Annotated in this window: 19 protein-coding genes; 8 read left to right on the top strand and 11 right to left on the bottom strand. The window is 55.2% G+C overall.

Annotated elements, in window-relative coordinates:
• Positions 1-94: 94 nt before the first annotated feature.
• Positions 95-1,117 (top strand): transglutaminase-like domain-containing protein, encoded by a 1,023-nt coding sequence (locus tag BN8_RS09650; protein ID WP_229367854.1) that lies wholly within the window; start codon positions 95-97, stop codon positions 1,115-1,117.
• 18 nt (positions 1,118-1,135) lie between these two features.
• On the opposite strand, the gene BN8_RS09645 is transcribed toward BN8_RS09650, so the two are convergent.
• Positions 1,136-2,257, bottom strand: a complete 1,122-nt coding sequence (locus BN8_RS09645) for an oxidoreductase (protein ID WP_009281663.1) — start codon at positions 2,255-2,257, stop codon at positions 1,136-1,138.
• Positions 2,258-2,344: 87 nt separating this feature from the next.
• Positions 2,345-2,929, bottom strand: coding sequence for a Crp/Fnr family transcriptional regulator (locus BN8_RS09640; RefSeq protein ID WP_009281662.1), 585 nt, complete (start codon positions 2,927-2,929; stop codon positions 2,345-2,347).
• A 247-nt stretch (positions 2,930-3,176) separates the two neighbouring features.
• Here BN8_RS09640 and BN8_RS09635 point away from each other — a divergent pair, with 247 nt between their 5' ends.
• Positions 3,177-3,836, top strand: coding sequence for a hypothetical protein (locus tag BN8_RS09635; protein WP_009281661.1), 660 nt, complete (start codon positions 3,177-3,179; stop codon positions 3,834-3,836).
• Between the two features lie 93 nt (positions 3,837-3,929).
• Here the strand turns inward: BN8_RS09635 and BN8_RS09630 are convergent, their stop codons facing one another.
• From BN8_RS09630 to BN8_RS09620, 3 genes are all read right to left on the bottom strand, one after another.
• The gene (locus tag BN8_RS09630; protein ID WP_009281660.1) at positions 3,930-5,471 is read right to left on the bottom strand and encodes a TolB family protein; all 1,542 of its coding nucleotides are present in this window, start codon (positions 5,469-5,471) and stop codon (positions 3,930-3,932) included.
• A 164-nt stretch (positions 5,472-5,635) separates the two neighbouring features.
• Entirely contained in the window at positions 5,636-8,497 is a 2,862-nt protein-coding gene (locus BN8_RS09625) for a M14 family zinc carboxypeptidase (protein ID WP_009281659.1), read from the bottom strand.
• A gap of 192 nt (positions 8,498-8,689) precedes the next feature.
• On the bottom strand, positions 8,690-9,079 hold the full coding sequence (locus tag BN8_RS09620; protein WP_009281658.1) for a hypothetical protein: 390 nt from the start codon (positions 9,077-9,079) through the stop codon (positions 8,690-8,692).
• A 218-nt stretch (positions 9,080-9,297) separates the two neighbouring features.
• Here BN8_RS09620 and BN8_RS09615 point away from each other — a divergent pair, with 218 nt between their 5' ends.
• Positions 9,298-9,711: a Dabb family protein gene (locus BN8_RS09615; protein WP_009281657.1), complete on the top strand. Its 414-nt coding sequence runs from the start codon at positions 9,298-9,300 to the stop codon at positions 9,709-9,711.
• A 32-nt stretch (positions 9,712-9,743) separates the two neighbouring features.
• Here the strand turns inward: BN8_RS09615 and BN8_RS09610 are convergent, their stop codons facing one another.
• Positions 9,744-10,124 carry a hypothetical protein gene (locus BN8_RS09610; RefSeq protein ID WP_009281656.1) on the bottom strand — a complete coding sequence of 127 codons (381 nt, stop codon included), beginning with the start codon at positions 10,122-10,124 and terminating at the stop codon, positions 9,744-9,746.
• A 156-nt stretch (positions 10,125-10,280) separates the two neighbouring features.
• Positions 10,281-11,144 (bottom strand): sugar phosphate isomerase/epimerase family protein, encoded by an 864-nt coding sequence (locus BN8_RS09605; RefSeq protein WP_009281655.1) that lies wholly within the window; start codon positions 11,142-11,144, stop codon positions 10,281-10,283.
• A 187-nt stretch (positions 11,145-11,331) separates the two neighbouring features.
• On the opposite strand from BN8_RS09605, the gene BN8_RS09600 reads away from it, so the two are divergent.
• A complete protein-coding gene (locus BN8_RS09600; protein WP_040005687.1) occupies positions 11,332-11,634 on the top strand; it encodes a hypothetical protein in 303 nt (100 codons plus the stop codon).
• Between the two features lie 30 nt (positions 11,635-11,664).
• Here the strand turns inward: BN8_RS09600 and BN8_RS09595 are convergent, their stop codons facing one another.
• Genes BN8_RS09595 through BN8_RS09580 form a run of 4 tightly spaced genes read right to left on the bottom strand, consistent with a single transcriptional unit; the run spans position 11,665 to position 14,850 of the window.
• Positions 11,665-12,006 carry an L-rhamnose mutarotase gene (locus BN8_RS09595; protein WP_009281653.1) on the bottom strand — a complete coding sequence of 114 codons (342 nt, stop codon included), beginning with the start codon at positions 12,004-12,006 and terminating at the stop codon, positions 11,665-11,667.
• 39 nt (positions 12,007-12,045) lie between these two features.
• A complete protein-coding gene (locus BN8_RS09590; protein ID WP_009281652.1) occupies positions 12,046-12,879 on the bottom strand; it encodes a sugar phosphate isomerase/epimerase family protein in 834 nt (277 codons plus the stop codon).
• Positions 12,872-13,900: a zinc-binding alcohol dehydrogenase family protein gene (locus tag BN8_RS09585; RefSeq protein ID WP_009281651.1), complete on the bottom strand. Its 1,029-nt coding sequence runs from the start codon at positions 13,898-13,900 to the stop codon at positions 12,872-12,874. The genes BN8_RS09590 and BN8_RS09585 overlap by 8 nt, the downstream gene beginning before the upstream one ends.
• Positions 13,897-14,850, bottom strand: coding sequence for an aldo/keto reductase (locus tag BN8_RS09580; protein WP_009281650.1), 954 nt, complete (start codon positions 14,848-14,850; stop codon positions 13,897-13,899). Before BN8_RS09580 ends, BN8_RS09585 begins: the two co-directional genes overlap by 4 nt.
• Before the next feature lie 364 nt (positions 14,851-15,214).
• Between BN8_RS09580 and BN8_RS09575 the strand changes: the two genes are divergently transcribed.
• From BN8_RS09575 to BN8_RS09560, 4 genes are all read left to right on the top strand, one after another.
• Positions 15,215-15,949 (top strand): 3-keto-disaccharide hydrolase, encoded by a 735-nt coding sequence (locus BN8_RS09575; protein ID WP_040005686.1) that lies wholly within the window; start codon positions 15,215-15,217, stop codon positions 15,947-15,949.
• Entirely contained in the window at positions 15,946-16,365 is a 420-nt protein-coding gene (locus BN8_RS09570) for a hypothetical protein (protein WP_009281648.1), read from the top strand. The genes BN8_RS09575 and BN8_RS09570 overlap by 4 nt, the downstream gene beginning before the upstream one ends.
• Before the next feature lie 147 nt (positions 16,366-16,512).
• A complete protein-coding gene (locus tag BN8_RS09565) occupies positions 16,513-17,592 on the top strand; it encodes a phosphatidylinositol-specific phospholipase C1-like protein (RefSeq protein ID WP_009281647.1) in 1,080 nt (359 codons plus the stop codon).
• Positions 17,592-20,261 carry a YncE family protein gene (locus BN8_RS09560; protein ID WP_009281646.1) on the top strand — a complete coding sequence of 890 codons (2,670 nt, stop codon included), beginning with the start codon at positions 17,592-17,594 and terminating at the stop codon, positions 20,259-20,261. The genes BN8_RS09565 and BN8_RS09560 overlap by 1 nt, the downstream gene beginning before the upstream one ends.
• Positions 20,262-20,294: the final 33 nt, after the last annotated feature.

Genomic DNA, 20,294 nt, shown 5'->3' with positions numbered 1-20,294 from the left:
CCTTCCAACGTATTTCCAACTTTTGGCGTCATTATACCTTTGTTTTGAACTATACATTAGATATTTATCTTTCCAGTTCAAAACAGGCAACGTTATGGCAACGGGTACATATAGAAGGTTTCGGGTATTGGTCTGGTGGCTGGTCATGGTTTTGCCGGTGCTGATTTCCGCCCGGCCAGGCACGGAGCCCCCTCGCGAACGCAGCGTGTCATTTACGTACTCGACCGTGGTTAAAGACATCCCGGCCGGAGCTAAAACGGTACAGGTTTGGGTGCCTATCCCCCGCAACAGCCCGTTCCAGCAGATTTCTGACCTGACCATTGCGTCGCCTTACCCCTACGAAATCGACACCAGCCGCTTCGGCAACCGGATGCTTCACCTTACGTTGAAAAACCCCGAACCAACCATCTTTACCGTCGATGTGCGGTTCAACGCGCTTCGGCGAGAGCATATTCAGGAGCGACTGTATACCAAAAATGCGACGGGCCCCATGCCGGCCGATCCGGACATGGCTCGGTGGCTTCAGCCGGACCGGCTGGTGCCGATCGACGGTACCATTAAACGCTGGGCGGAAGCAATCATCGACTCGGTCGGGGCCGAAACGGACCTGGAAAAGGCCCGGGCGATTTACAACCACGTGATCTCAACGGTAAAGTACGATAAGACCGGCACCGGCTGGGGGCGGGGCGATATTTACTACGCCTGCGATACCCGGCGCGGCAACTGCACCGACTTTCACGCCATGTACATCGGATACGCCCGGGCCGTGGGGATTCCGGCGCGGTTTGCCATCGGCTTCTCGCTACCCACCGATCGGCCATCCGGCGAGCTAAGCGGGTATCACTGCTGGGCCGAATGCTATCTGAACGGTATCGGCTGGGTCCCGGTCGATGCCTCGGAAGCCGCCAAGAATCCGGCAAAACGCGAGTACTACTTCGGTGCCCACGACGAAAACCGGGTTGAGTTCACCATAGGCCGGGACCTCATGCTGTATCCGGGCCAGAAAGAGCCGCTCAATTACTTCATTTATCCCTACGCAGAAGCCGACGGGAAGCCCTTCCCGATTGACGAAAAACGGTTTACGTTCCGCAATCTGGAGGACGACACGAGCAAATAAACAGGAGCGCGAAGTCGTTCATTTACCTGCGTAACACGTTTCTTCAAAGTACGCCCGCGTATTGGCCAGCGAAATTGATGGAGCAATCATCCGCTTGTCGAACTTAATCAGTTCCTCGCCGGTCAACAGCTTTTTAGGGAAGTCGGGGTTAGCGATGGCGTAGCGGCCAATAGCGAGCAGATCGCCGTGCTTTTCCGACAGTACATATTTCGCCAGGACCGGATCATGCAGACCACCATTCGCGATCACCGGGCACGCTAAAATCTGCCTGGCAATTCCCGTTGAAGAACTGCCATCCGCATACACACATTCACGTACCCAGCCACCGCCTTCGGCCGCTATATGCAGATAGTCAGGGGCTGCTTTCTTTACCTCAGCGAACAGCGCCCTGGCCATGTCGGCCCCTTCCTCCCAGCGGTACGCCAGATTGTTCACCTTTCCCTCCGACAGTCGTAAGCCAACAATGAAATGTGCCGGTACAACCGCCCTCACGGCTGCCATAATTTCGGCGATAAACCGAAAGCGGTTTTCAACCGACCCACCGTATTCATCCGTTCGGGTGTTGGTATATCGGGTAATGAACTGATCGGGCAGATACCCGTTCGCTCCGTGAATTTCGACGCCATCAAAACCAGCGTCGACGGCGTTCAAGGCCGCGTTCTTATACCCTTCGACAGCGAGTTTTATGTCCGCCGTTGTCATCGTCCTGGGCGTAGGAAACGTACCACATCCACCCGACGATGCTGACTGCTTACCAACGGGTTTGATCGCAGACGGCGCAATAGTCTCCGTCAGCGTTTGGGATAACGCCCCGGCATGCATGAGCTGGCAGAGAAAAACAGCCCCGTGCCGACGTACCCGTGTGGTGATCTTCTGCCAGCCTTTTAGCTGCTGATGCGTGACGATCCCCGGCTGCCCGGGGCTGCAAATAGACGCAATTGCGTCCGTATACGTTCCTTCGGATAGGATCATCGCAAAACCACCCGCGGCAAACGCTTCGTAATAATCGCCCATGTCGTTGGTGGGGACTCCTTCGCTCGTTGCACTGATCCGGGTCATGGGTGCGACCACAAATCGGTTCTTCAGGCGATGGTTGCCTAAGGCAGTCTGATCGAAAAAAGATGGCCAGTGGAGGTTCATACGCAATAGCTTGTTTATGCGCACAAACCTCCTGCTTTCGCTTCCCTTTTGCCTTAAAGTAGATGAAGTAATTCGCTTAAACTAGTTTTATTCGGTCATCATATCTTTCCGTAGCTGACTTAAAAACACGGGTGTAATGCCCAGATAGGAAGCGATGTCCTTGAGAGGTATTCGCTGGGCAATCCGTGGATATGCTTGCAGAAAGAGCTGATACCGTTCTTTGGCGGGCAAGCTGAGGTTGTTAATTACGCGTTGTGCCGTAGCGGTCAGCGCGTTCTCGTTCAGAATCCTGAAAAACTTCTCAAACTTCGGCACCTCGACATACAGTTTTTCCAACCCGACTTTGTCAATGACCAGCAACGTAGCTGGCTCAATGGCTTCAATGCTGAACGAAGCCGGGGTGTTGGTCTGTAAACTTTTCAGGTCGCTGGCCCACCAATCTTCGACGGAAAATCGAAGGATGTGGTCGTGCCCCTGTTCGTCGGTGTAGTACGATTTCAGACAGCCGCTAACTACAAAGCTCTCGTATTTGCAGACATCCCCCTGCTGCACCAGAAACTGTTTCTTCCTGAGTTTTTTCACCGTAAAAAGAGCCGATGCCCGAGCAGACTCCTCGTCGGTCAGCGGGATCACTTTGTCGACGTGCTGGCGAAGGGCCGCAAAAACTTCCATGACCGAAGCTACAAAAAGTGCGGGGTCGGCCAAAGGAAGTAGCAACACCTCACGCGCAAATGACTATATTCGACGAAGTAATACCTAACGGAGCAACGTCCCAGCAAACCGGGCCTGCAATCTCCTGACTTTTAGCATTCATTACGGCTAATTCAGACATCAATCCTGACAGTTCATCCGGGTCTTGTTTCCCCGCGAACGAACAAATCCGACCTTTGTCTTAACCTCAGAAACGAACCGAATACCCATGAAAACACTTACCGCCCTATGCCTGCTGCTGGCCGTCGCCATGACCTCGTTCGCGCAGATTGCGAATGACAATAGCTTCTCAGCCCAGATTGATAGCAAAGAATTTAAAACCCAGCCCCGCCGGATCAAAATTGGTCCGTACTGGTGGGTGACGGCCAATGCCAACAAACCCGACAAATCGCTGCGGATCTGGCTCGGCAGTTTCGACAACAAAGACATCGTGGAGCCGGGCGAGTACCTGATCGTGGATGCCGACAACCCCGACACACCGGAAAACTGGAAGAAAGCCCAGGCCACGAAAAACTACAAGGGCATTGCCGTGGTGAAGTACGTAGAAGAAACCCGCGAGCCGCGCATGGAGTACCACGTCGGTAAGTCGCTGAACAACAACGAAACCATCTCGGTAAAAAAAGGTGCCGACGGTTTCCTGGAGGCTTCGTTCAGCTGCAACCTGGCAGGATCGTACTGGAAAGAGAAAGCAACCGCTACGGTATTCGGTGGTGTGGGACGGCTGGTGTCCAAGATGGAAGACAAGGCGGTTACGAAAGCATCGGGCTACGATTCCAACATCGACCCCGAAGGCAACGGCTACAAAAAGCAGGGCAAAACCGACACGATTGCCGTAACGAACGGTACGTTTAAGCTGAAGATGAATTAAAGGTATTGCATGCAGATTTTTATGATGGTCATGATTGATTATGATAATCATTTTGAATCATAACGATCATAAAAATCTGCGTGCAATCAGCTGTCAGTTCTCTGGTTCGGGCAATGGTGCTGAATTGCTGATAAACGCAATTTTCTTGCTGTCCGGCGACCATGAGGGGGTGTTGATCGTCCCCTGACCTCCGTAAACGTAGGCAATCACCCTGGGCGTCGACTGGGCTGGATTTCCACCGTTGATGGGAAGTAGCCGCAGGTATACCTGCTTGTAGAACGGATGGTCGTCGGGCGACACCTCCTTCCCGAACGACAGGATTACCATCTGCTTGCCATCCGGCGAAATATGCGGAAACCAGTTGTTAAACTCGTCGTTGGTGATTTGCTGCTGATCGCTGCCGTCGGCCCGCATCCGCCAGATCTGCATCGTACCCGACCGCGCTGAGTTGAAGTAGATGTATTGCCCATCCGGCGAGTATTCGGAGCCGTCGTCCAGCCCTTTGGCGGTGGTCAGCCTGGTTTCGGGACCACCATCAGCCCCGATCTTATAAATGTCAAATTCTCCATCGCGCTGGCCGGTAAAAATCAGCGATTTGCCGTCAGGCGACCAGCCGTGCAGATACGAGTGGCCAACGGGAGTAATCTTTTTAGGTTTGCCACCCTGCACAGGTACGGTATAGACAATCGATTTGTTACCGTCTTCCTTACTGCTACTGCTGAGTCCCAGCATTTTGCCGTCGAACGACAGTACGTGGTCATTATTATTGTTCGTAACGTAATCCGTGTTGAGTACCGTCGGCGTCTTTTTCTTTAGATCGAACCGGTACATCTTGCCGTTGCTGTTGTAGAGCAGCGCCCGGTTGTCGGGTGTCCAGTTGGGAGCCTGTAAGGATTCGGGCGAATAGTACAGAATCTGGCGCTGGCCATTGGCTACGTCCATCACTTCGATGTTGCTGCCGATGTATTTGCGGTACGGCACAAAATTCTCCCGCGCCGGAACACTGATGCGTACATCCCGGAAAACACCCCGTTCGAGAACATCCTTGTTGTGCGACCCGACAAACAGCCCAACATAAACCTCATCGCCCAGGTCGAGATCCGCGACCTGCTCCGTCACGAACGGTTCGCCAAACTTGGCTGCGCGCATGGTGTAGGTCCGCCCCCGCCGTTCGAGCTGAATCACGTCGGCGCCCGTGAGCGTTGATTTGATTTCTTCCGTATTGGCCCCGGCCGTCCGGCGAAACTGTAGCGATGTCAGGCCATCTCCGTGTTCAACGGCGTTGATGTGTGGCGAATTACCCTCCAGACTCTGTCGCACCATCCAGCCCACTTTCCGGTGAGGGTCAACCCCTTTTCCGATGAAAGCCGCCCGCGTGTAAAGGATAAAATCACCTTTCATGCGTTTCCACATAAAATGAAATTCGTCGTGGTCGAACCACACGTTATAACCCGAACCCGCCAGTTCGTACTGCTGGGTTTTAGGATCGTAGCGGGCGGAACCGGGCTTGAGCACAGCCCCGATGTCGCCGTGACTATCAAATAGGCCGAGCGACTGCTTCTGGGCCAGCACAACGCTGTTCAGAACGAGGAAACTCATTAGTGCGACCAGCAGAAAAATGCTCTGTTTCTTCATGGAGATGGTAATCGCCGGGTGTAAATGTATGGCGCTTTCCACCTAAGCCAGCGGCTGGCTTAATCTACTGATGAGCATTGGTCCCTATATAAACACATCGGCGGAACCGCATTCATCTACGGTTCCGCCGACGTGTTCTTTCGTTTTGTCGCTCAATACTCTTACTAATTTCCACCGCTGGACTTCGACCCAGCCCCCGTCTTCACTTCGGCTGTGGTCGCCGGGCTGGCCGGTGTGTCGAGGTGGTTCCAGTTAATCAATACGTTCCAGAGCAGGGGCGCGTCGTGGTGATTCAGGAAGCGGTGCAACGGATCGAACGTAAACGCAACCACCCGTCCTGAACCGACCGGTACGTTGAAGATGCTGCCGTGGCCGATGATCGTCTGCTCATTCCGTACCATACCCGACAATACGTACGGGTCCTCTTTCTTCGGCGCAGCCTTGGCATCCTTCACCGGCTTTTTGTCCGGCATCCCCATGATTTCACCTTTGTATTCTTCCTCGTCTTTGAGGGGCTTAGTACCGTACTGCATCACCATCATGTCGCGGTTGTACTTGCGGGTTTGCAGCAGGGGTGCAATCCCCCGGAAGATGGGGAAGGTTTCCGGATAGCCGTACATGATCGGGCTGTCGGGTTTGCGGTTTTTGGCCATCACGATCGAGCCGGGGTGGAACAGCGTCGGGGCGGCAGCCTCTTCCAGTTCGCGGGCGATACCCGTCTGCGCAATCATCAGCGACGAGTTATCGAGCGTTACCAGCACCCCACCCTGCTCGACAAACTGCTTCAGGTTTTCGACCCCGTCGAAGCCCGGGCCGCCGGTGATGTCGCTGGTCGCATCCGGGAAGCCGTGCGACGGAAACTCCGCCGTTTTGGTGTACGGCAGCGGCCCGTATTTCTTGTCGATCTCGTGAATGAAATTAGCCGCCGATCCACGCATCCGGGGAATCAGAATGACGTCAAACTTCTTCCGCAGATCGCCCGCTTTCAGTTGATCTTTGTTGATTGAGGTGTACGGAATACCGCGCTGCTCGAAGGTGTACCGCGCCCAGCCTTCGTCCTGGGTGTTAAACCAACTGTGGTAAATAGCCACCCGCGGCAAACTAACCTCGTGCTGACGGATTGGAGCACCCACACCGCTCGGCTCGGCTTTAGTCGCCTGCAAGTCCAGCCCAAACTGCGTCGCCAGCTTCTTCGACTGGTCGGCGGTCAGCCCTTTAAACAGGACCGCGCCAGCCGCCAGTGTGTCTTTCATGCCGGCGAAGGTTATTTTCGTGTCCAGCACGACGGCTTTGGCTGTTTTGCTCTGCGTCTTCAGCCAGAGCATGGCGGGCAGTACGTTGGTCTGCGCTTTGTAATTCAGGACGTAGTTTGTTCCGTCGCCCTCAACCATCCCGGCGTATTTCACATCGTCGCTGATGAGTTTCAGATCGCCCAGGTTGTATTTCACACTGTCTTCGGCTTTCACATCCACGCCGTAGAGGTAGCCCAGCGTCCAGGCAATGTCGTCGTAGGGCGGGAACTTCGCTTCTTTCGGGTAATTCTGTTTCGTAAGCAGCGACACGGCCAGATTCCGATACGGCTGGTTCAGCAGCACGACGTAGTCACCCTGGTTCTTCCCCGACTCAGCCTTGTGTACCTCGATGGCCTGCGCCCGGAGCTGGTTCACCAGATAAGCCGCCATAGTCGGATCGCGCTGGTTCTTCGGGATCACAAAAGCGCGGGGTGTCTCCTGCGTGCCTTTCCGAAGGTTATTGAGTCCTTTCTGGTAGAAATTTTTCAGCAGCAACCGGCTGTTGGTGGCCCCGTACGACAGCGACGCCAGCACCCCGGCCTGCATGTAGTTGATGTTGTTGCGGTACGACCAATACACTTTCTCGGTAGGTGGCGCGGGGCGGTACCATTCTTTGCTCGTGGCCGGATCACCGGCGTATTTCTGCTCGGCCAGATCGCGCAGGTACGTGTTAGCACCGGCGTTACCGAACGTTTCGTAGAAGCGCCCGATGGCATTGTGATTATTGGAAATCCAGAGGGCGTAACCAGGGTACCAGCCGTCGTAGAACGCCCAGGTAAACACACCCGGTACACCCTGCGCAGCCAGGGCCGTAATATCGTGGTGGGCCATGATCTGCCACTCGCCGATGGTGATCGGGTCGATAGTTTCGTTGTACGGACCCGTACCGGTCGAGATGTACAGCAGGGGCACTGACTCGTGCAGGTCAAGGCTCACCGTTGGGTGCCAGTCGTAGAACACCTTGAAGAGCGCCTTGGTCAGCGCCTGCGATACCTGCAACCCATCGCGGTTGTTGTCGTGGTAGGTATACTTACCCCAGTACGGTGGTGATTTGGGAAAGCCATCATCGAACTCCTTCCGGGCTTTGGTGTAGCGGTAGTACCAATCCACCTGCTTGTCCCAGCCATCGGGTTCCGACACCGGGTTAATCAGCACGATGATGTTGTCGCGGATGGTTTTGATGTCCGGCGACTGACTGGTGATCAACCGATACGTCAACTCCATCAGCATCTCGGGTGACCCCATTTCCGGCGAGTGCAGGCCGCCGTTGAGGTAATACACCAGTTTAGTATCCCCCAAAATCGTCTCAACATCCTGCGGATTGACCTTGCGCGGGTCGGCCAGGAGCGCCAGTTGCTTTTTGTAATGATCGAGCCGTTTCAGCGCGTCCTCACTCCCAACAACCACCAGGTTTATCGGCCGGCCTTCCTCACTGGTTGCCACCTGCTGCATCGTTACGTTCGGCGAGGTCTGCGCCAGCTTCTGGTAATAAGCGTAAATGTCGGTGGTGCGGTGAATGATGCCGGGCGTTCCAATGATCTGCCCGAAGTGTTTGCGCGGAGACGGCACCTTCGGATCGTCGGGCAGGTTCAGCACTGAAGCCGGCAGAAAGCGCGGATCAGTCGTGTACTCCTTGATCTTTTCGTTGTACATCTCGTCTACGGACTGCGCCCTGAGGGGCCCTCCAATCAGCGAGAGACACAGTAAAGACGTAGCTAGATAATTTTGCTTCATTCGCTTTTTGGTTAAGAATGTGTTTTGCACAGCAGATAATTCAAACTATTATAAAGCCATAGGCCGGGAATTCAAAACGTAGCCAATATACTAAAAACGACACTACCGGTCATGACAAACGGCGATAATATCCGTTATCAGTCAATCATGACCGGTAGTGCATCAGCCGAAATACGTAGTCTTGGCGTTGGTTTATGGGCAGGGTTTGTAACTAATAGCTATACCCGAAAAGGTCAGATCGAGGCTCTCTGACTCAAGTTTAGTAATCGTATAGCTCCACTGCGTAATGAGTTGCGGGGTTGTGCCGCCTTTCACGTCACTGATCGTAATCGTTTTTTTATCGGGTGAAAACGCCCATTTGCCGGTATCGGGGGAATCCGTTGTTCTGAGCCGTTGCTGCCAGGAGCCATCCGAATTGAAATACTGCTGAGCATAGACACCGGTAGGGCACCACCATTTGTTAACGATAAGTTGCTCGGGTGCAGTGCCTGGAGAGGGGTCATCACTGTTTTGGCAGGCGGAGAAAAGTAAACACCCGGCAATAAACCAAGTCAGAGTAGAAAGTGCACGAAAATAGGTCATGAGGTTTAATCCTTTTGGTTTGCGTAAACTTACCTATTTAATAAACTGACTCACAACCATTTGCTAAATCGTCTGAGACTAAAGCTGAAGGCAGGTCGTCACAGTCGGGCCGTTGCAGAATGCTCAGCCGGGCCGATTATTTGTTTCCCCACCGCCTGTTTATCATTTTTGCTCTCGAAGCGGAAAATGTCCAACGCGCTCAATAAGCACAAACCATCATGAACCGACAATCCCGGAGAGCATTCGTCAGAAAAAGTGTAGCCGCCAGCGTAGGGGCAACCGTACCCGCCACGGACCTGATCACTGTGGCCCCCAAGGAGTTATTTGTACACCACGTATTGTTTTACCTGAAAAACGTCGGTAATGAAGCCGATAAGGCTAAACTGTTGGAAGGACTAAACAAACTGGCCAAGGTACCCACGATCAAAATGGTACACATTGGCACCCCGGCGGCCACCAACCGCGAGGTGATTGATCGAAGCTATACGTTCTCGTGGCTGTGTTTGTTCGACAGTGCGGCCGACGAAGAAGCGTATCAGAAGCACCCCATTCACGATGAGTTCCGGAACAACTATGCCTCACTGTGGGAGAAAGTTGTTATCTATGATTCAATAGGGCCGAAACGGTCTTGACCGTATCCAGGTGAACGGCCAGCAGTGGCCGTTCACTTAATCACCACCTGCACTACGTAGGTTTTGCGGGGCTGGCCGCTACCTTCGTCACCAACCCGTTTTTCTGAGAAAACGACGTTGGCCGTACCGGTCGTAATGCCTTTAATCTGAAAGACAGTCGGGCCTGCATTGTCGCGTTTCAGCGTATCGACAGCCGGAGCCAGCTCCCGACGGGACACCTCAACCACCTCGTTGTTGTCGGACGTACCGATGAGTTGCGTTGACCCATCCCCGCGGCTGTCCAGCCGAACTTCCTTAATCTCCCCGACCGATACACGCAGCCGTTGCGTTCGACCCGTATCTTCATTTCCATTTTTACCGGTGGCACAAGCACTCAACCCGGCAATGAGCAACGTATAGACGACCTGTTTCATGCTCTCTATAACTATCGGGAGCAACAACGGTTTTCGTGAGGTCAGGCAAACAAGTTTCCGGAAAGCCAACGCCCCCTTGCCCACATCGCGTCGTCCAGTCGATGCGCGATGTGGGCAAGGGGGCGACTGCCCAACTTTACCTAACCCGACACCACGTCAGGATTTGCGTTTGCCGGAACGGGTGGCGTCGCAAACGCCCCGGAAATAACCTACAGATTCGGCAATGCCCGCGAGCGGGTCTTTCATGTTTTTTTCGTATTCCAGGCTGCAGGAGCCCGTATAGCCAATCTTTCTGAGTGCACTGACGAAGGCGGGGATATCGATCACACCACGACCCAGTTCGCAGGTTTTTCCTTCTTTCGACGCGGCCGATACGTTCTTGAGGTGAATGTCAAAAATGCGCTTGGCGTAGGTTTGCAGATCAGCAACCGGATCATCGCCATTCCGACGGTCGTGACCCATATCGAAACAGAAACCAATGCGTGCGTCGAGGTCTTTAATCTCTTTCCAGATAGAAACGGCATTGGGATACAACTCAATATCCGGCCCGTGGTTGTGAATGGCAAACCGCATATCGTACTCCTTCACTTTTTTATCGACGTACGGCAGAAACTGGGTATTCGGCACGCCAATGATTAGCTTCACCCCTACCCGTTTAGCGTACTCAAACGCCCGGTCCACATCGGCTTCGCTTTTCATGTAGATCGGCCCAACAGCGTAGCCCGTTACGTTAGACTGCTTCAGCTTCTCGTGAAAAGCGGCAATCTGTTCAGGGGTGCTATCGAGTGGCAGGTGAAAATCTTTGATACACAAATAATGCACATCCACCTTACGCATCATCTCAAGCGCCTGATCCAGTTTGAAATGCACGAACGTGTACCCCGCCATGCCCAGCTTAAATAAATCCTCATCGGCTGCATTAACGGTTTGGGTAGCGTCGCCGGTGGCCATCGCCGGACTGAGGCTGGCCATTGTCAGGTAACCACCGGTATTTTTCAGAAACGATCTGCGGGTAGTCATTCGGAAACTTTTGTTAGTTGATGCCTACAAAAGCAGGAACTTGGCGATGGTTAACCTTCGGTGATGCCTGTTTTCACAGTTATGGTTAAAAGAAACTATGTCAGCCGGGCTCGAACGTCAGAAAAATTTATCATTTTGTCTGGCCGGTAGTTCGACTAACGATCTATTCCAACTAACCCCTCGCCCAATGGTGTATTACACTCAGGTACTGTTCGTTGTAGACGGACAGGAAGCCATATTCGAATCGTTTGAAGATCAGGTGCTGCCGTTCCTCAGCCAGTACAACGGCGAGTTGCTTTATCGGGTGCGTCCTCCCCGATCGGCCGTGCTGGCGACGAGCTTTGGCTACCCTTACGAAATTCACCTGGTTAGTTTTCCGACCCTGGCCGATTTTGAGGCCTACCGCGACAATCCACAGCGACTGGCCTACCTGCCCCTAAAAGAGCAGTCGATTGCCCGGGTACTGCTCATCGAAGGGAAAGCCCTCTGATCGGACCGGCATGCAGGCAAGCTATGCCAGCTACTTCTCAAACTGAAAAATCTGGTCCATCAGCACCCATTTTTGTCCTGGTTTAGCGCCGGGAACGGCCTGCTGGTAGTTCCACATCAGTTCCTCCCATTTCTGTACGTGGGAGTTCTTAGCGTCCATCTCGGCTTTCTTCTCGAACGAGAAATCGTCGTCTGTTTCCAGTATCATCACCATGCGGGTACCAAAGCGGTAGATCTGAAGATCGAGCACCCCGGCATCCAGGTCGTTTTGCCGAACTTCGGGCCAGCCTTTGCCGGGCGCGTGCCAGGCTTCGTATTCCTGAATCAGTTCCGGATCGTCTTTGAGGTCAAGGGTTAAACAGAATCGTTGCATAGGACGGCTTCCGTGCGAAGCGATAACGTAGTGAATGAATTAATAAACACGGCCAAAATACTGCCGATAGGCGTTGATGGTCTGCCCGGCTGCGGCATCGGGATCAGGCCAGGGAAACGCTTCGGCCGATACGTAGCCACTGTAGCCAATGTCGGTCAGGGCTGTCGCGATCCCGCTCATCTCTGTATGCCCAAAACCGATCGGCCGGCGGTTGCTGTCGGCAATGTGAACATGCCCAATAGCCCTACCCGCCGACCGGATGCTATCCTGCAACGACGTTTCCTCGATGTTCATATGGAATAGATCGGCCAGCAGCCGCACGTTACGGGTTGTCAACGTACTGAGCAGCTCCACGCCATCCTCCAGCCGGTTGATCAGGTTGGTCTCGTAACGGTTCAGCGGCTCGTAAATCAGTGGTACGCCCTCGCGTTCGGCGTAATCACCCAGTACGTTCAGACCGTCGGCCAGCCAGTCGAGTGCCTGCTCCCGTGATACGCCCGGCGTTGCGTTGCCCTGCATGGAACCGATAATGGCCGGAGCCTGCACCTGGCCACCGAACGCAATCATGTGCTGAATGAACTGTACCGCCTTGGCCCGCACAGCCGGGTCAGGGTCGGTCAGTGTCAGCCCGTGCATAACTTTGCCGGCACCGGTCCCAACGGCGGCTATCGCCAGATTGTGCTGCCGGCTCAGGGCAGTCAGGTGCTTGGCAGCAATGGCATCCGCCGACGCGGTGAAGAGTTCGACGGCATCAAACCCCAGCGCAGCCGCTTTGCGCATACTGGCATCCAGATCGTCCCAGTAAATCCAGGGGCCTGTTCTGATCGGCGGGACCAGAGCGATGGTAACGCACGATTTTATACGACTAGTCATCCAGATCAACCATAATTTTTGTGATCGGGCCGGGGTTCGCCGACCATTCGGCCAGCGCGGCCCCGGCTTCGTCCAGTTTGACGGTCCGGCTGATCACCGCATCGACCGGGAAGCGGCCCGATTCCAGATAACTGATCACATCGGGGAAGTCGCCCAGACAGTTGCGGGAACCCAGTATCTCCACCTCCTTCCGCACGAACGTACCGGTCTGATAGGCCACTGGCTGTTTGGCGTAGCCGATGTAAACCACCCGACCCGTGTACGCCACCTCATCGACGGCGGCCCGGTACGTAGCGGCATTGCCCACCGCTTCGATTACCACATCGGGACCGTCGCCGTTGGTTATCTGCATCAGCGCTTCGCGCAGGTCGGTTTTGGTGGTATTAATCGCGTGGGCAGCTCCGGCTTTGCGGGCAATGTCCATTTTGGTATCATCTATGTCAATGGCAATCACCTCGGCACCCCGGTTCACCGACGACGCGACGGCCCCCATACCGACAATGCCGCAGCCGATTACGGCCACTTTCTCCCCGGCCGCCACCCGCCCCCGGGCAGCCGCGTGGAAGCCAACCGTCAGCGGCTCGACCAGGGCCAGCTCGCGCAGGGATAGCTTATCAGAGGTATGCAGCTTTTCCCACGGCACGGCAATGTAGCGGGTCATGGCCCCCGGTCGCCGAACGCCCATTGTTTTGTTATCCTGGCAGGCGTTGGGTCTCCCCTTGCGGCACGAAAGGCACACCCCACAGTTCTGGTAGGGATTAACCGTCACCCGCATCCCCGGCCGAAACGCTTCGGGCACATCCGGTCCGGTTTCGACGATCGTTGCGCCGACCTCGTGGCCCAGTACGTTCGGGTATTCCTGTAGTTCAAACAGTCCCCGGAAGCCGTTCAGATCGCCCCCGCAAAACCCAACCCGGCTTACCTGCAGCAGCACGTCGCCGTTGCCCGGCCGGGGCATGTCGATTGCCCGCACTTCGGTTTTTCCAGGTTCAACCAGCACTAAGGCATTTATCGTGTTCATTGTGTTTTTGTCGGTTTAGGAACGTTATTTTCCGGTTTTCCTTCGAACCACATCCAGTTTTTTACCGGTGCCACCAATTCGTCAATACGGTCAAGCAGACCGTCCGGAATCCGGAAGTCAAGTACCCGTACGTTCTGTTCGACCTGCCGCTGCGTGTTCATCCCGATGATGGTCGTAGCAATGGCCGGATGCTCCAGCGCGAACCTGATTGCAACGTCGCTCAGGGCCACACCGTACTCACCGCACAGTTGAAGCAGTTTGGGTTGTATGTCTTTAACCGGCTGGGGTGAGTTCTGCCACGGCGGAACGGGTGCATCCGACAGGATGCGCTGCATCAGAGGAGCCGCATTCAGCAGGCCAAATCCTTTCTGCTGCGACAAAGGCACGAGTTCGTCGTTGATCTCGTCGTCGAGCAGGGTATAGTGCCCCCACGACAATACCGTGTCGACCTCAACGACCCGGGCAATCTGCGCGAGGTAGCGAACCGGCAGTCCCGAGAAACCGACGTAGCGGGCTTTGCCCTGTTTCTTTACTTCCAGCGCGGCCGGAATGGCCTCGTTCAGCACCTGCTCACGGTCACCGAACTCAATATCATGCACCTGGTAGAGATCGACATAGTCTGTTTGCAGACGTTCCAGCGATTCGTCGATGCTTGTCATCACCCGCTGGTACGAAAAATCGAAAACGCCGTTGGCGTACCGGCAGCATTTGGTGGCCAGCAGCACATCCTTTCGTTTGTTGAGCAGGGCTTTCCCCAGGCGTTTTTCGGCGAGTGTATCGCCATAAAAAGGGGCCACATCGAAGAAGTTAATGCCGTGATCAAGGGCCGAATGAACGGCGCGAATAGCGTCCTGCTCGTCGGTTATGTCGAAGACGTTTCCCAGGGGCGATGCACCGAAACCAAGGATGGATACGTCCATATCGGTCTTCCCGAGCCTTCTGTACTCCATGAAGCTGTGTTACAAGGATTTAGTTAAATGTGCCTTTATAAGGGCGGAAAAGATACGCGAAAATAACCGTAAGCGTACCCAGAACGCTGCCAGCATCGTTCAGTTTGTAACGACATTTCTTTCCTCCCCCATCAGTAGATACGTTTGCCTGCTTTATTTACTCAATATTAGCTGAGACAAACCTAACTTTTTGGAGATGCACTAAAAACTATTTTTGTCATTCCGACGCAGGAGGAATTTCCGGTATGTGGTAACTTTCCCTATAGATTCCCGAAGATTCCTCCTGCGTCGGAATGGCAAAAGCACTCATACTAGGCAAGACATGTATCTTCAAAACAGTCTCTTAGTGCACATACCCGTACCTATGAAACGAATCCATCTTACTCCCAGCCTGATCTGCCTGGGTTTGCTCTTAATGCCTGGCTTGGCGCTACCCTCATTTCAGCCATTGGAAAGTCCCACCGGCGTCACGACGTTGGCACCCGTGCAGACAACAGCCACCGGATGGCGGCAGCTCTTCAACGGCAAAGACCTGACGGGCTGGAAACATGTTGGTCAGGGCCGCATGTCGGTCGACAAAGGGCTGATCCGGGGGCATGGCGGGATGGGGTTACTTTACTGGACCAGGGAGACATTCAGCAACTGTACGCTGCGCATTGTGTACCGCATGGAAAAAGAAAACAGCAACTCGGGCGTCTTTATCCGCATCCCGGTCGAGCCCCGGGAAGAGTGGATGCCGGTCCATTACGGCTACGAAGTTCAGATTGACAATCGCCCCGAAACGTCGAACGAGGATGAATACCACGTTACGGGTACCCTCTACTCCCTGTCGAAACCGCTGGCCAAACCGGGGAAGCCCGGCCCCAACTGGAATACGATGGAAATTACGCTGGACGGCGACCGCACCGTAGTGACCGTGAACGGCATAAAGGTGACCGATTATCGGGAGGGGCAACCGGTTCCAGCCCGTAAATTCGATTTTGAACCTCTCCGGGGAAGACGACCCACGGCGGGGTATATAGGCTTGCAGAATCACGGCGCTAATGATGTCGTGTTCTTTAAAGAAGTTGCCGTAAAACCACTATCTGCACGACAATGACACCTAAGCCAGTATCGGCAAAAATGGGCATTAAGCCAGGCAGCCGGGCCTTTTTCGTCAACGCCCCCGACGATGCCATGGCCGCCATCGAGCTGCCCGATTTGGAACGTACGTCCGAATTGAGTGGCGATTTTGATTACATCCACCTTTTTGCGACGAGCCAGGCCGACTTATCCGAACAGTTTCCCAGGCTGAAACCTCACCTCAAGCCAACGGGTACGCTCTGGGTATCGTGGCCGAAAGCGAAACAACTAGCGACCGACCTGACGTTACCGACTGTCATCAAAATAGGCTATGACTACGGCTTGGTCGAAAGCAAAACGCTGAGCGTAAACGCGACCTGGTCGGCCATAAAATTTACTCATCCTATTGCGGGAAAAGTTTATAACAACAGCTTCGGCAAGCTTGCGCTGTAAACCATCAACGATGCAGTACGCAAAAGCAGCCTGATAAGCATCAACATAGGGCTGTCTCCAGAGCGAACGCGTAGCACCAGACAAATTTAACGTAGGGGTAATACCGCGGCCTGTAACTTTCAACCATCAAGGCTTGCTCAGTTACCCATGAAAAAACTACTTCCTCTCGTCGTGGCTGCGGTTGCGGCTGCATTTACCGTCCCCGACATTGATACCGTTAAACTTAATCAGATTCAGGTGATCGGCTCGCACAACAGCTACAAACAGGCCATCGACCCGGCGCTGTTTGCTCTGCTGACCCGCACCGATTCAATCGAGCGTCGACCCGGCCGCTTCAAAGCCATCGACTACAGCCATATCAGCCTGTCGGAGCAGCTCAACATGGGTTTGCAGAACCTGGAGATTGACGTTTACGCCGACACCAAAGGCGGCAAATACGCTCACCCGAAAGGACTGGAATGGGCCAAAGGGCAGAAACCCTACGATCCGGAAGGGGTTATGAACGCACCGGGCTTCAAAGTGCTGCACATTCAGGACATTGACTTTCGGTCAAACTGCCTCACGTTCGCGGCTTGTCTGGACGAACTCAAGCGCTGGTCGGCAGCTCACCCGAATCACTACCCGGTTTTCATCACCATGAACGCGAAAGACGACAAGATCGACCAGCCGGGCTTCACGGTGCCCGAACCGTTTACAGCTCAGGTGTATGATCAACTGGACAGCACCATCGTGGCCGGGTTGGGTCGCGGGAAACTCATTACGCCCGACGACGTACGTGACCGTTCCGAAACGCTCGAAAAAGCGGTGCTGGCCGGCAACTGGCCAACGGTGAAAGCCGCCCGGGGTAAGTTTATGTTTATTCTGGACGAGACCGGCGACAAACGGGCGGCTTACATCGCCGGGCATCCCTCTTTGAAAGGCCGGGTACTGTTCACGAATGCTGAAGCCGGTACGCCCGAAGCAGCTTTCCTGATCCTGAACGACCCCATAGCTGATGGCACAAAAATTCGCGAGCTGGTGAAGAAAGGGTACCTCGTCCGCACTCGCGCCGATGCGGATACCAAAGAAGCCCGGCTGAACGACAAGCGCAAGTTCGAAGCGGCCTGCGCATCGGGGGCGCAGATCATCACGACGGATTATTACGTAAAAAGCCAGCATTTCCCCTCCGATTACTCCGTAAGTTTCGACGGTGGTACGTATCTTCGGCTCAATCCGTCCCTGCGCTGATGATGAACAGATTATCCCTTTTTCCCCTGTGTCTATTACTGACGCTGAGCCTGTCGGTGTACGCTCAGCGTCCGCAGCGTGCCTACCGCCACCGCGCCGACAAACGGGTGCTCAATGAAAAGTCGCCCCTGATCATGCCCTACAACCGGCTTACGCAGTCGGCCGGGACGGTGCTGAGCTACGGCGACCCTAAACTGGAGAATCACACCCTCGATCTGGCCGTACTGCCGGGAGAACAGCAACTGGTGATCGAAGACCGCTACGGCATCGCCATCCTCGACCGGGCCAGCCGCAAGATTGTGCAGCGGTGGGCGTTCAGCAGCGTTCCTGACTACAAGGCGATGATGAGCACGTACTCAGGCATCGAAACCTTCGTGTATAAGAGCCAGACCTACATCGTCTGGGGCGCTTCCGAGCGGGAACGGGGCAAATCGGGCGTGATGGTAGCCACATGGACAAACGGCAAAATTGGTACAGTCAGCCTGATTCCGTTCAGTGCTGTAGCGCCGGCTCCCATTGCCCTCGCCAACGACGTAGCGGTCAGTGTGGAAGCGGGCGAACCGTACCTGTATGTCGTTCTGAACGGCAACAACCAACTCACGAAAGTCAGGTTTTCGGACCGGAGCATCGTCTGGACGGCCCCCACGGGTGTGGCTCCGTTCGGGGTTGCGCTGGCCGGCGACCGCGCCTACGTAACAAACTGGGCGGGGCCCTTACCGGATTCAACGCAGCAGCGCGAAACGGCGGGTATCCCCTGGGGTAGTGCCTACGTTGATCCGCGTACGGGGGCAATCATACAGGGCACCGTATCCGTCATTGACCGGAATACCGGCCGCCCCGAAACCGAACTACGGGTGGGGCTTCACCCGAACGCCATTCTTGCCGACCGCACTGGCCAGCGGCTCTACGTCGCCAACGGGAACAGCGACCACGTATCGATCATCGACGCGCAGTCGCGCCAGGTGACGGATTCGATTCCGGTGGGTTTGTTTCAGGGACAAACCTCCTACATCGGCAGTACGCCCAACGCCCTGGCCCTCGATTCGACCGGCACCACGCTCTACGTCGCCAATGGGCTCGACAATGCGGTAGCCGTCGTATCGCTGACCAACAAACAGGTGCGTGGCTACATCCCTACCCAAGCCTATCCCGGTGGTGTGCTTCAACTCGGCAACGACCTCTACGTAACGAACCTCGAAGGCAGCGGTGCCCGCATTGCTACGTCCGTTGACATGGGCAACAGCCGGACCGCCGAACCGATGAAAGCTGGCCAGGAAGCGTATACCGCCCACCGGCAACTGGCCACTTTGTCGGTCATTCCCGTACCGACGGATGCGCAGTTGACGGACTATACGGATCAGGTTCGGAAGCTAAGTTTACAGTTCCGGCTGGCGCTGGCTGAGCAGCTACCCCGACCGGATGCCAAACCCCGGCCCGTGCCCGAGCGCATCGGCGAGCCCTCGGTGTTCAAACACGTGATCTACATCATCAAGGAAAACCGGACCTACGATCAGGTGCTGGGCGATATGAAGGAAGGCCGCGGAATGCCCTCACTCTGCGTGTTTGGCGATAGCGTAACGCCCAATCAGCACCAGCTTGCCCGCGAGTTCATGCTGCTCGACAACTACCACGTATCCGGCAAATCTTCCGCCGAAGGCCACCACTGGGCTGATGCCGCCATGGTGACCGACTACACCGAAAAAAGCGTCCGGGCGTGGTTCCGGTCGTACCCGCACGTGCTGTACGACGCCCTGGTGTACAACAAGAAAGGCATGATCTGGAACAACGCCCTCGACCACGGCAAAACGGTCCGCATCTACGGCGAAGCCTGCACCTGCCAGTTCGACAAGAAACAGTACGACTGGCGGAAGCTGTACCAGATGCGCGAGGCCGGGCAACCGTTTTCGTACACCAACACGACCACCATCTCGCGGGTGCGGCCGATTCTGGCGATGGATTTCCCCGGCTGCGACGACGAAACGATCAGCGACCAGATGCGGGCCGATGCATTTATCCGCGACCTGAACACGGCAGCCGCCCGCCCCGGCGACGACTGGCCGAACCTAATGATTATGGCCCTTCCCAATGATCACACGGCGGGGATGAGTCCGCAGTTCCCTACCCCACGGGCCATGGTGGCAGATAACGACCTGGCCGTCGGGCGGATCGTGGAAGCCGTTCAGAAAAGCCGCTTTGCCGACAATACCGTCATTTTCATCACGGAAGACGATTCGCAGGCGGGTTGGGATCACATCTCGGCCTACCGCACGACGGGCTTCGTGGTAAGTCACTACTCCCGGCTCCGGCGGACAATCTCGACCAACTACAACCAAACGTCGATGATGCGAACGATGGAACTGATTCTGGGACTGCCGCCCATGAACGTTATCGATGCCACGGCCCTGCCCATGTTCGATTGCTTTACGGATAAAGCCGATCCAACACCCTTCGGGGCTATTCAGAACCGAATTCCGCTGGATGAGATGAACAAGCCGCTGTCGAGTCTGCGGGGCAAGGCGCTGCACTACGCCCGCGAATCGGTTGAGCAGGCCGAAGAAGGCATCGACACCGGCGAAGACGAATTGATGAACGAAATCCTCTGGTTCGCGACGAAGGGCGACAAGCCGTATCCACGTTTCCGCCACGCGGGCGAGAAGGAGGAGCCTTGAGATAGCAGTGCTGTCGGGTTCTCAACCCGACAC

It is taken from the genome of Fibrisoma limi BUZ 3, assembly GCF_000296815.2.
Taxonomy (GTDB): domain Bacteria; phylum Bacteroidota; class Bacteroidia; order Cytophagales; family Spirosomataceae; genus Fibrisoma; species Fibrisoma limi.
This window is presented reverse-complemented; position numbering and strand designations above follow the sequence as displayed.

Bases quoted from the DNA above. Each gene is read 5' to 3' on its own strand.
- BN8_RS09650 (WP_229367854.1), top strand. From the start codon at position 95: ATGGCAACGGGTACATATAGAAGGTTTCGGGTATTGGTCTGGTGGCTG.
- BN8_RS09645 (WP_009281663.1), bottom strand. From the start codon at position 2,257: ATGAACCTCCACTGGCCATCTTTTTTCGATCAGACTGCCTTAGGCAAC.
- BN8_RS09640 (WP_009281662.1), bottom strand. From the start codon at position 2,929: ATGGAAGTTTTTGCGGCCCTTCGCCAGCACGTCGACAAAGTGATCCCG.
- BN8_RS09635 (WP_009281661.1), top strand. From the start codon at position 3,177: ATGAAAACACTTACCGCCCTATGCCTGCTGCTGGCCGTCGCCATGACC.
- BN8_RS09630 (WP_009281660.1), bottom strand. From the start codon at position 5,471: ATGAAGAAACAGAGCATTTTTCTGCTGGTCGCACTAATGAGTTTCCTC.
- BN8_RS09625 (WP_009281659.1), bottom strand. From the start codon at position 8,497: ATGAAGCAAAATTATCTAGCTACGTCTTTACTGTGTCTCTCGCTGATT.
- BN8_RS09620 (WP_009281658.1), bottom strand. From the start codon at position 9,079: ATGACCTATTTTCGTGCACTTTCTACTCTGACTTGGTTTATTGCCGGG.
- BN8_RS09615 (WP_009281657.1), top strand. From the start codon at position 9,298: ATGAACCGACAATCCCGGAGAGCATTCGTCAGAAAAAGTGTAGCCGCC.
- BN8_RS09610 (WP_009281656.1), bottom strand. From the start codon at position 10,124: ATGAAACAGGTCGTCTATACGTTGCTCATTGCCGGGTTGAGTGCTTGT.
- BN8_RS09605 (WP_009281655.1), bottom strand. From the start codon at position 11,144: ATGACTACCCGCAGATCGTTTCTGAAAAATACCGGTGGTTACCTGACA.
- BN8_RS09600 (WP_040005687.1), top strand. From the start codon at position 11,332: ATGGTGTATTACACTCAGGTACTGTTCGTTGTAGACGGACAGGAAGCC.
- BN8_RS09595 (WP_009281653.1), bottom strand. From the start codon at position 12,006: ATGCAACGATTCTGTTTAACCCTTGACCTCAAAGACGATCCGGAACTG.
- BN8_RS09590 (WP_009281652.1), bottom strand. From the start codon at position 12,879: ATGACTAGTCGTATAAAATCGTGCGTTACCATCGCTCTGGTCCCGCCG.
- BN8_RS09585 (WP_009281651.1), bottom strand. From the start codon at position 13,900: ATGAACACGATAAATGCCTTAGTGCTGGTTGAACCTGGAAAAACCGAA.
- BN8_RS09580 (WP_009281650.1), bottom strand. From the start codon at position 14,850: ATGGAGTACAGAAGGCTCGGGAAGACCGATATGGACGTATCCATCCTT.
- BN8_RS09575 (WP_040005686.1), top strand. From the start codon at position 15,215: ATGAAACGAATCCATCTTACTCCCAGCCTGATCTGCCTGGGTTTGCTC.
- BN8_RS09570 (WP_009281648.1), top strand. From the start codon at position 15,946: ATGACACCTAAGCCAGTATCGGCAAAAATGGGCATTAAGCCAGGCAGC.
- BN8_RS09565 (WP_009281647.1), top strand. From the start codon at position 16,513: ATGAAAAAACTACTTCCTCTCGTCGTGGCTGCGGTTGCGGCTGCATTT.
- BN8_RS09560 (WP_009281646.1), top strand. From the start codon at position 17,592: ATGATGAACAGATTATCCCTTTTTCCCCTGTGTCTATTACTGACGCTG.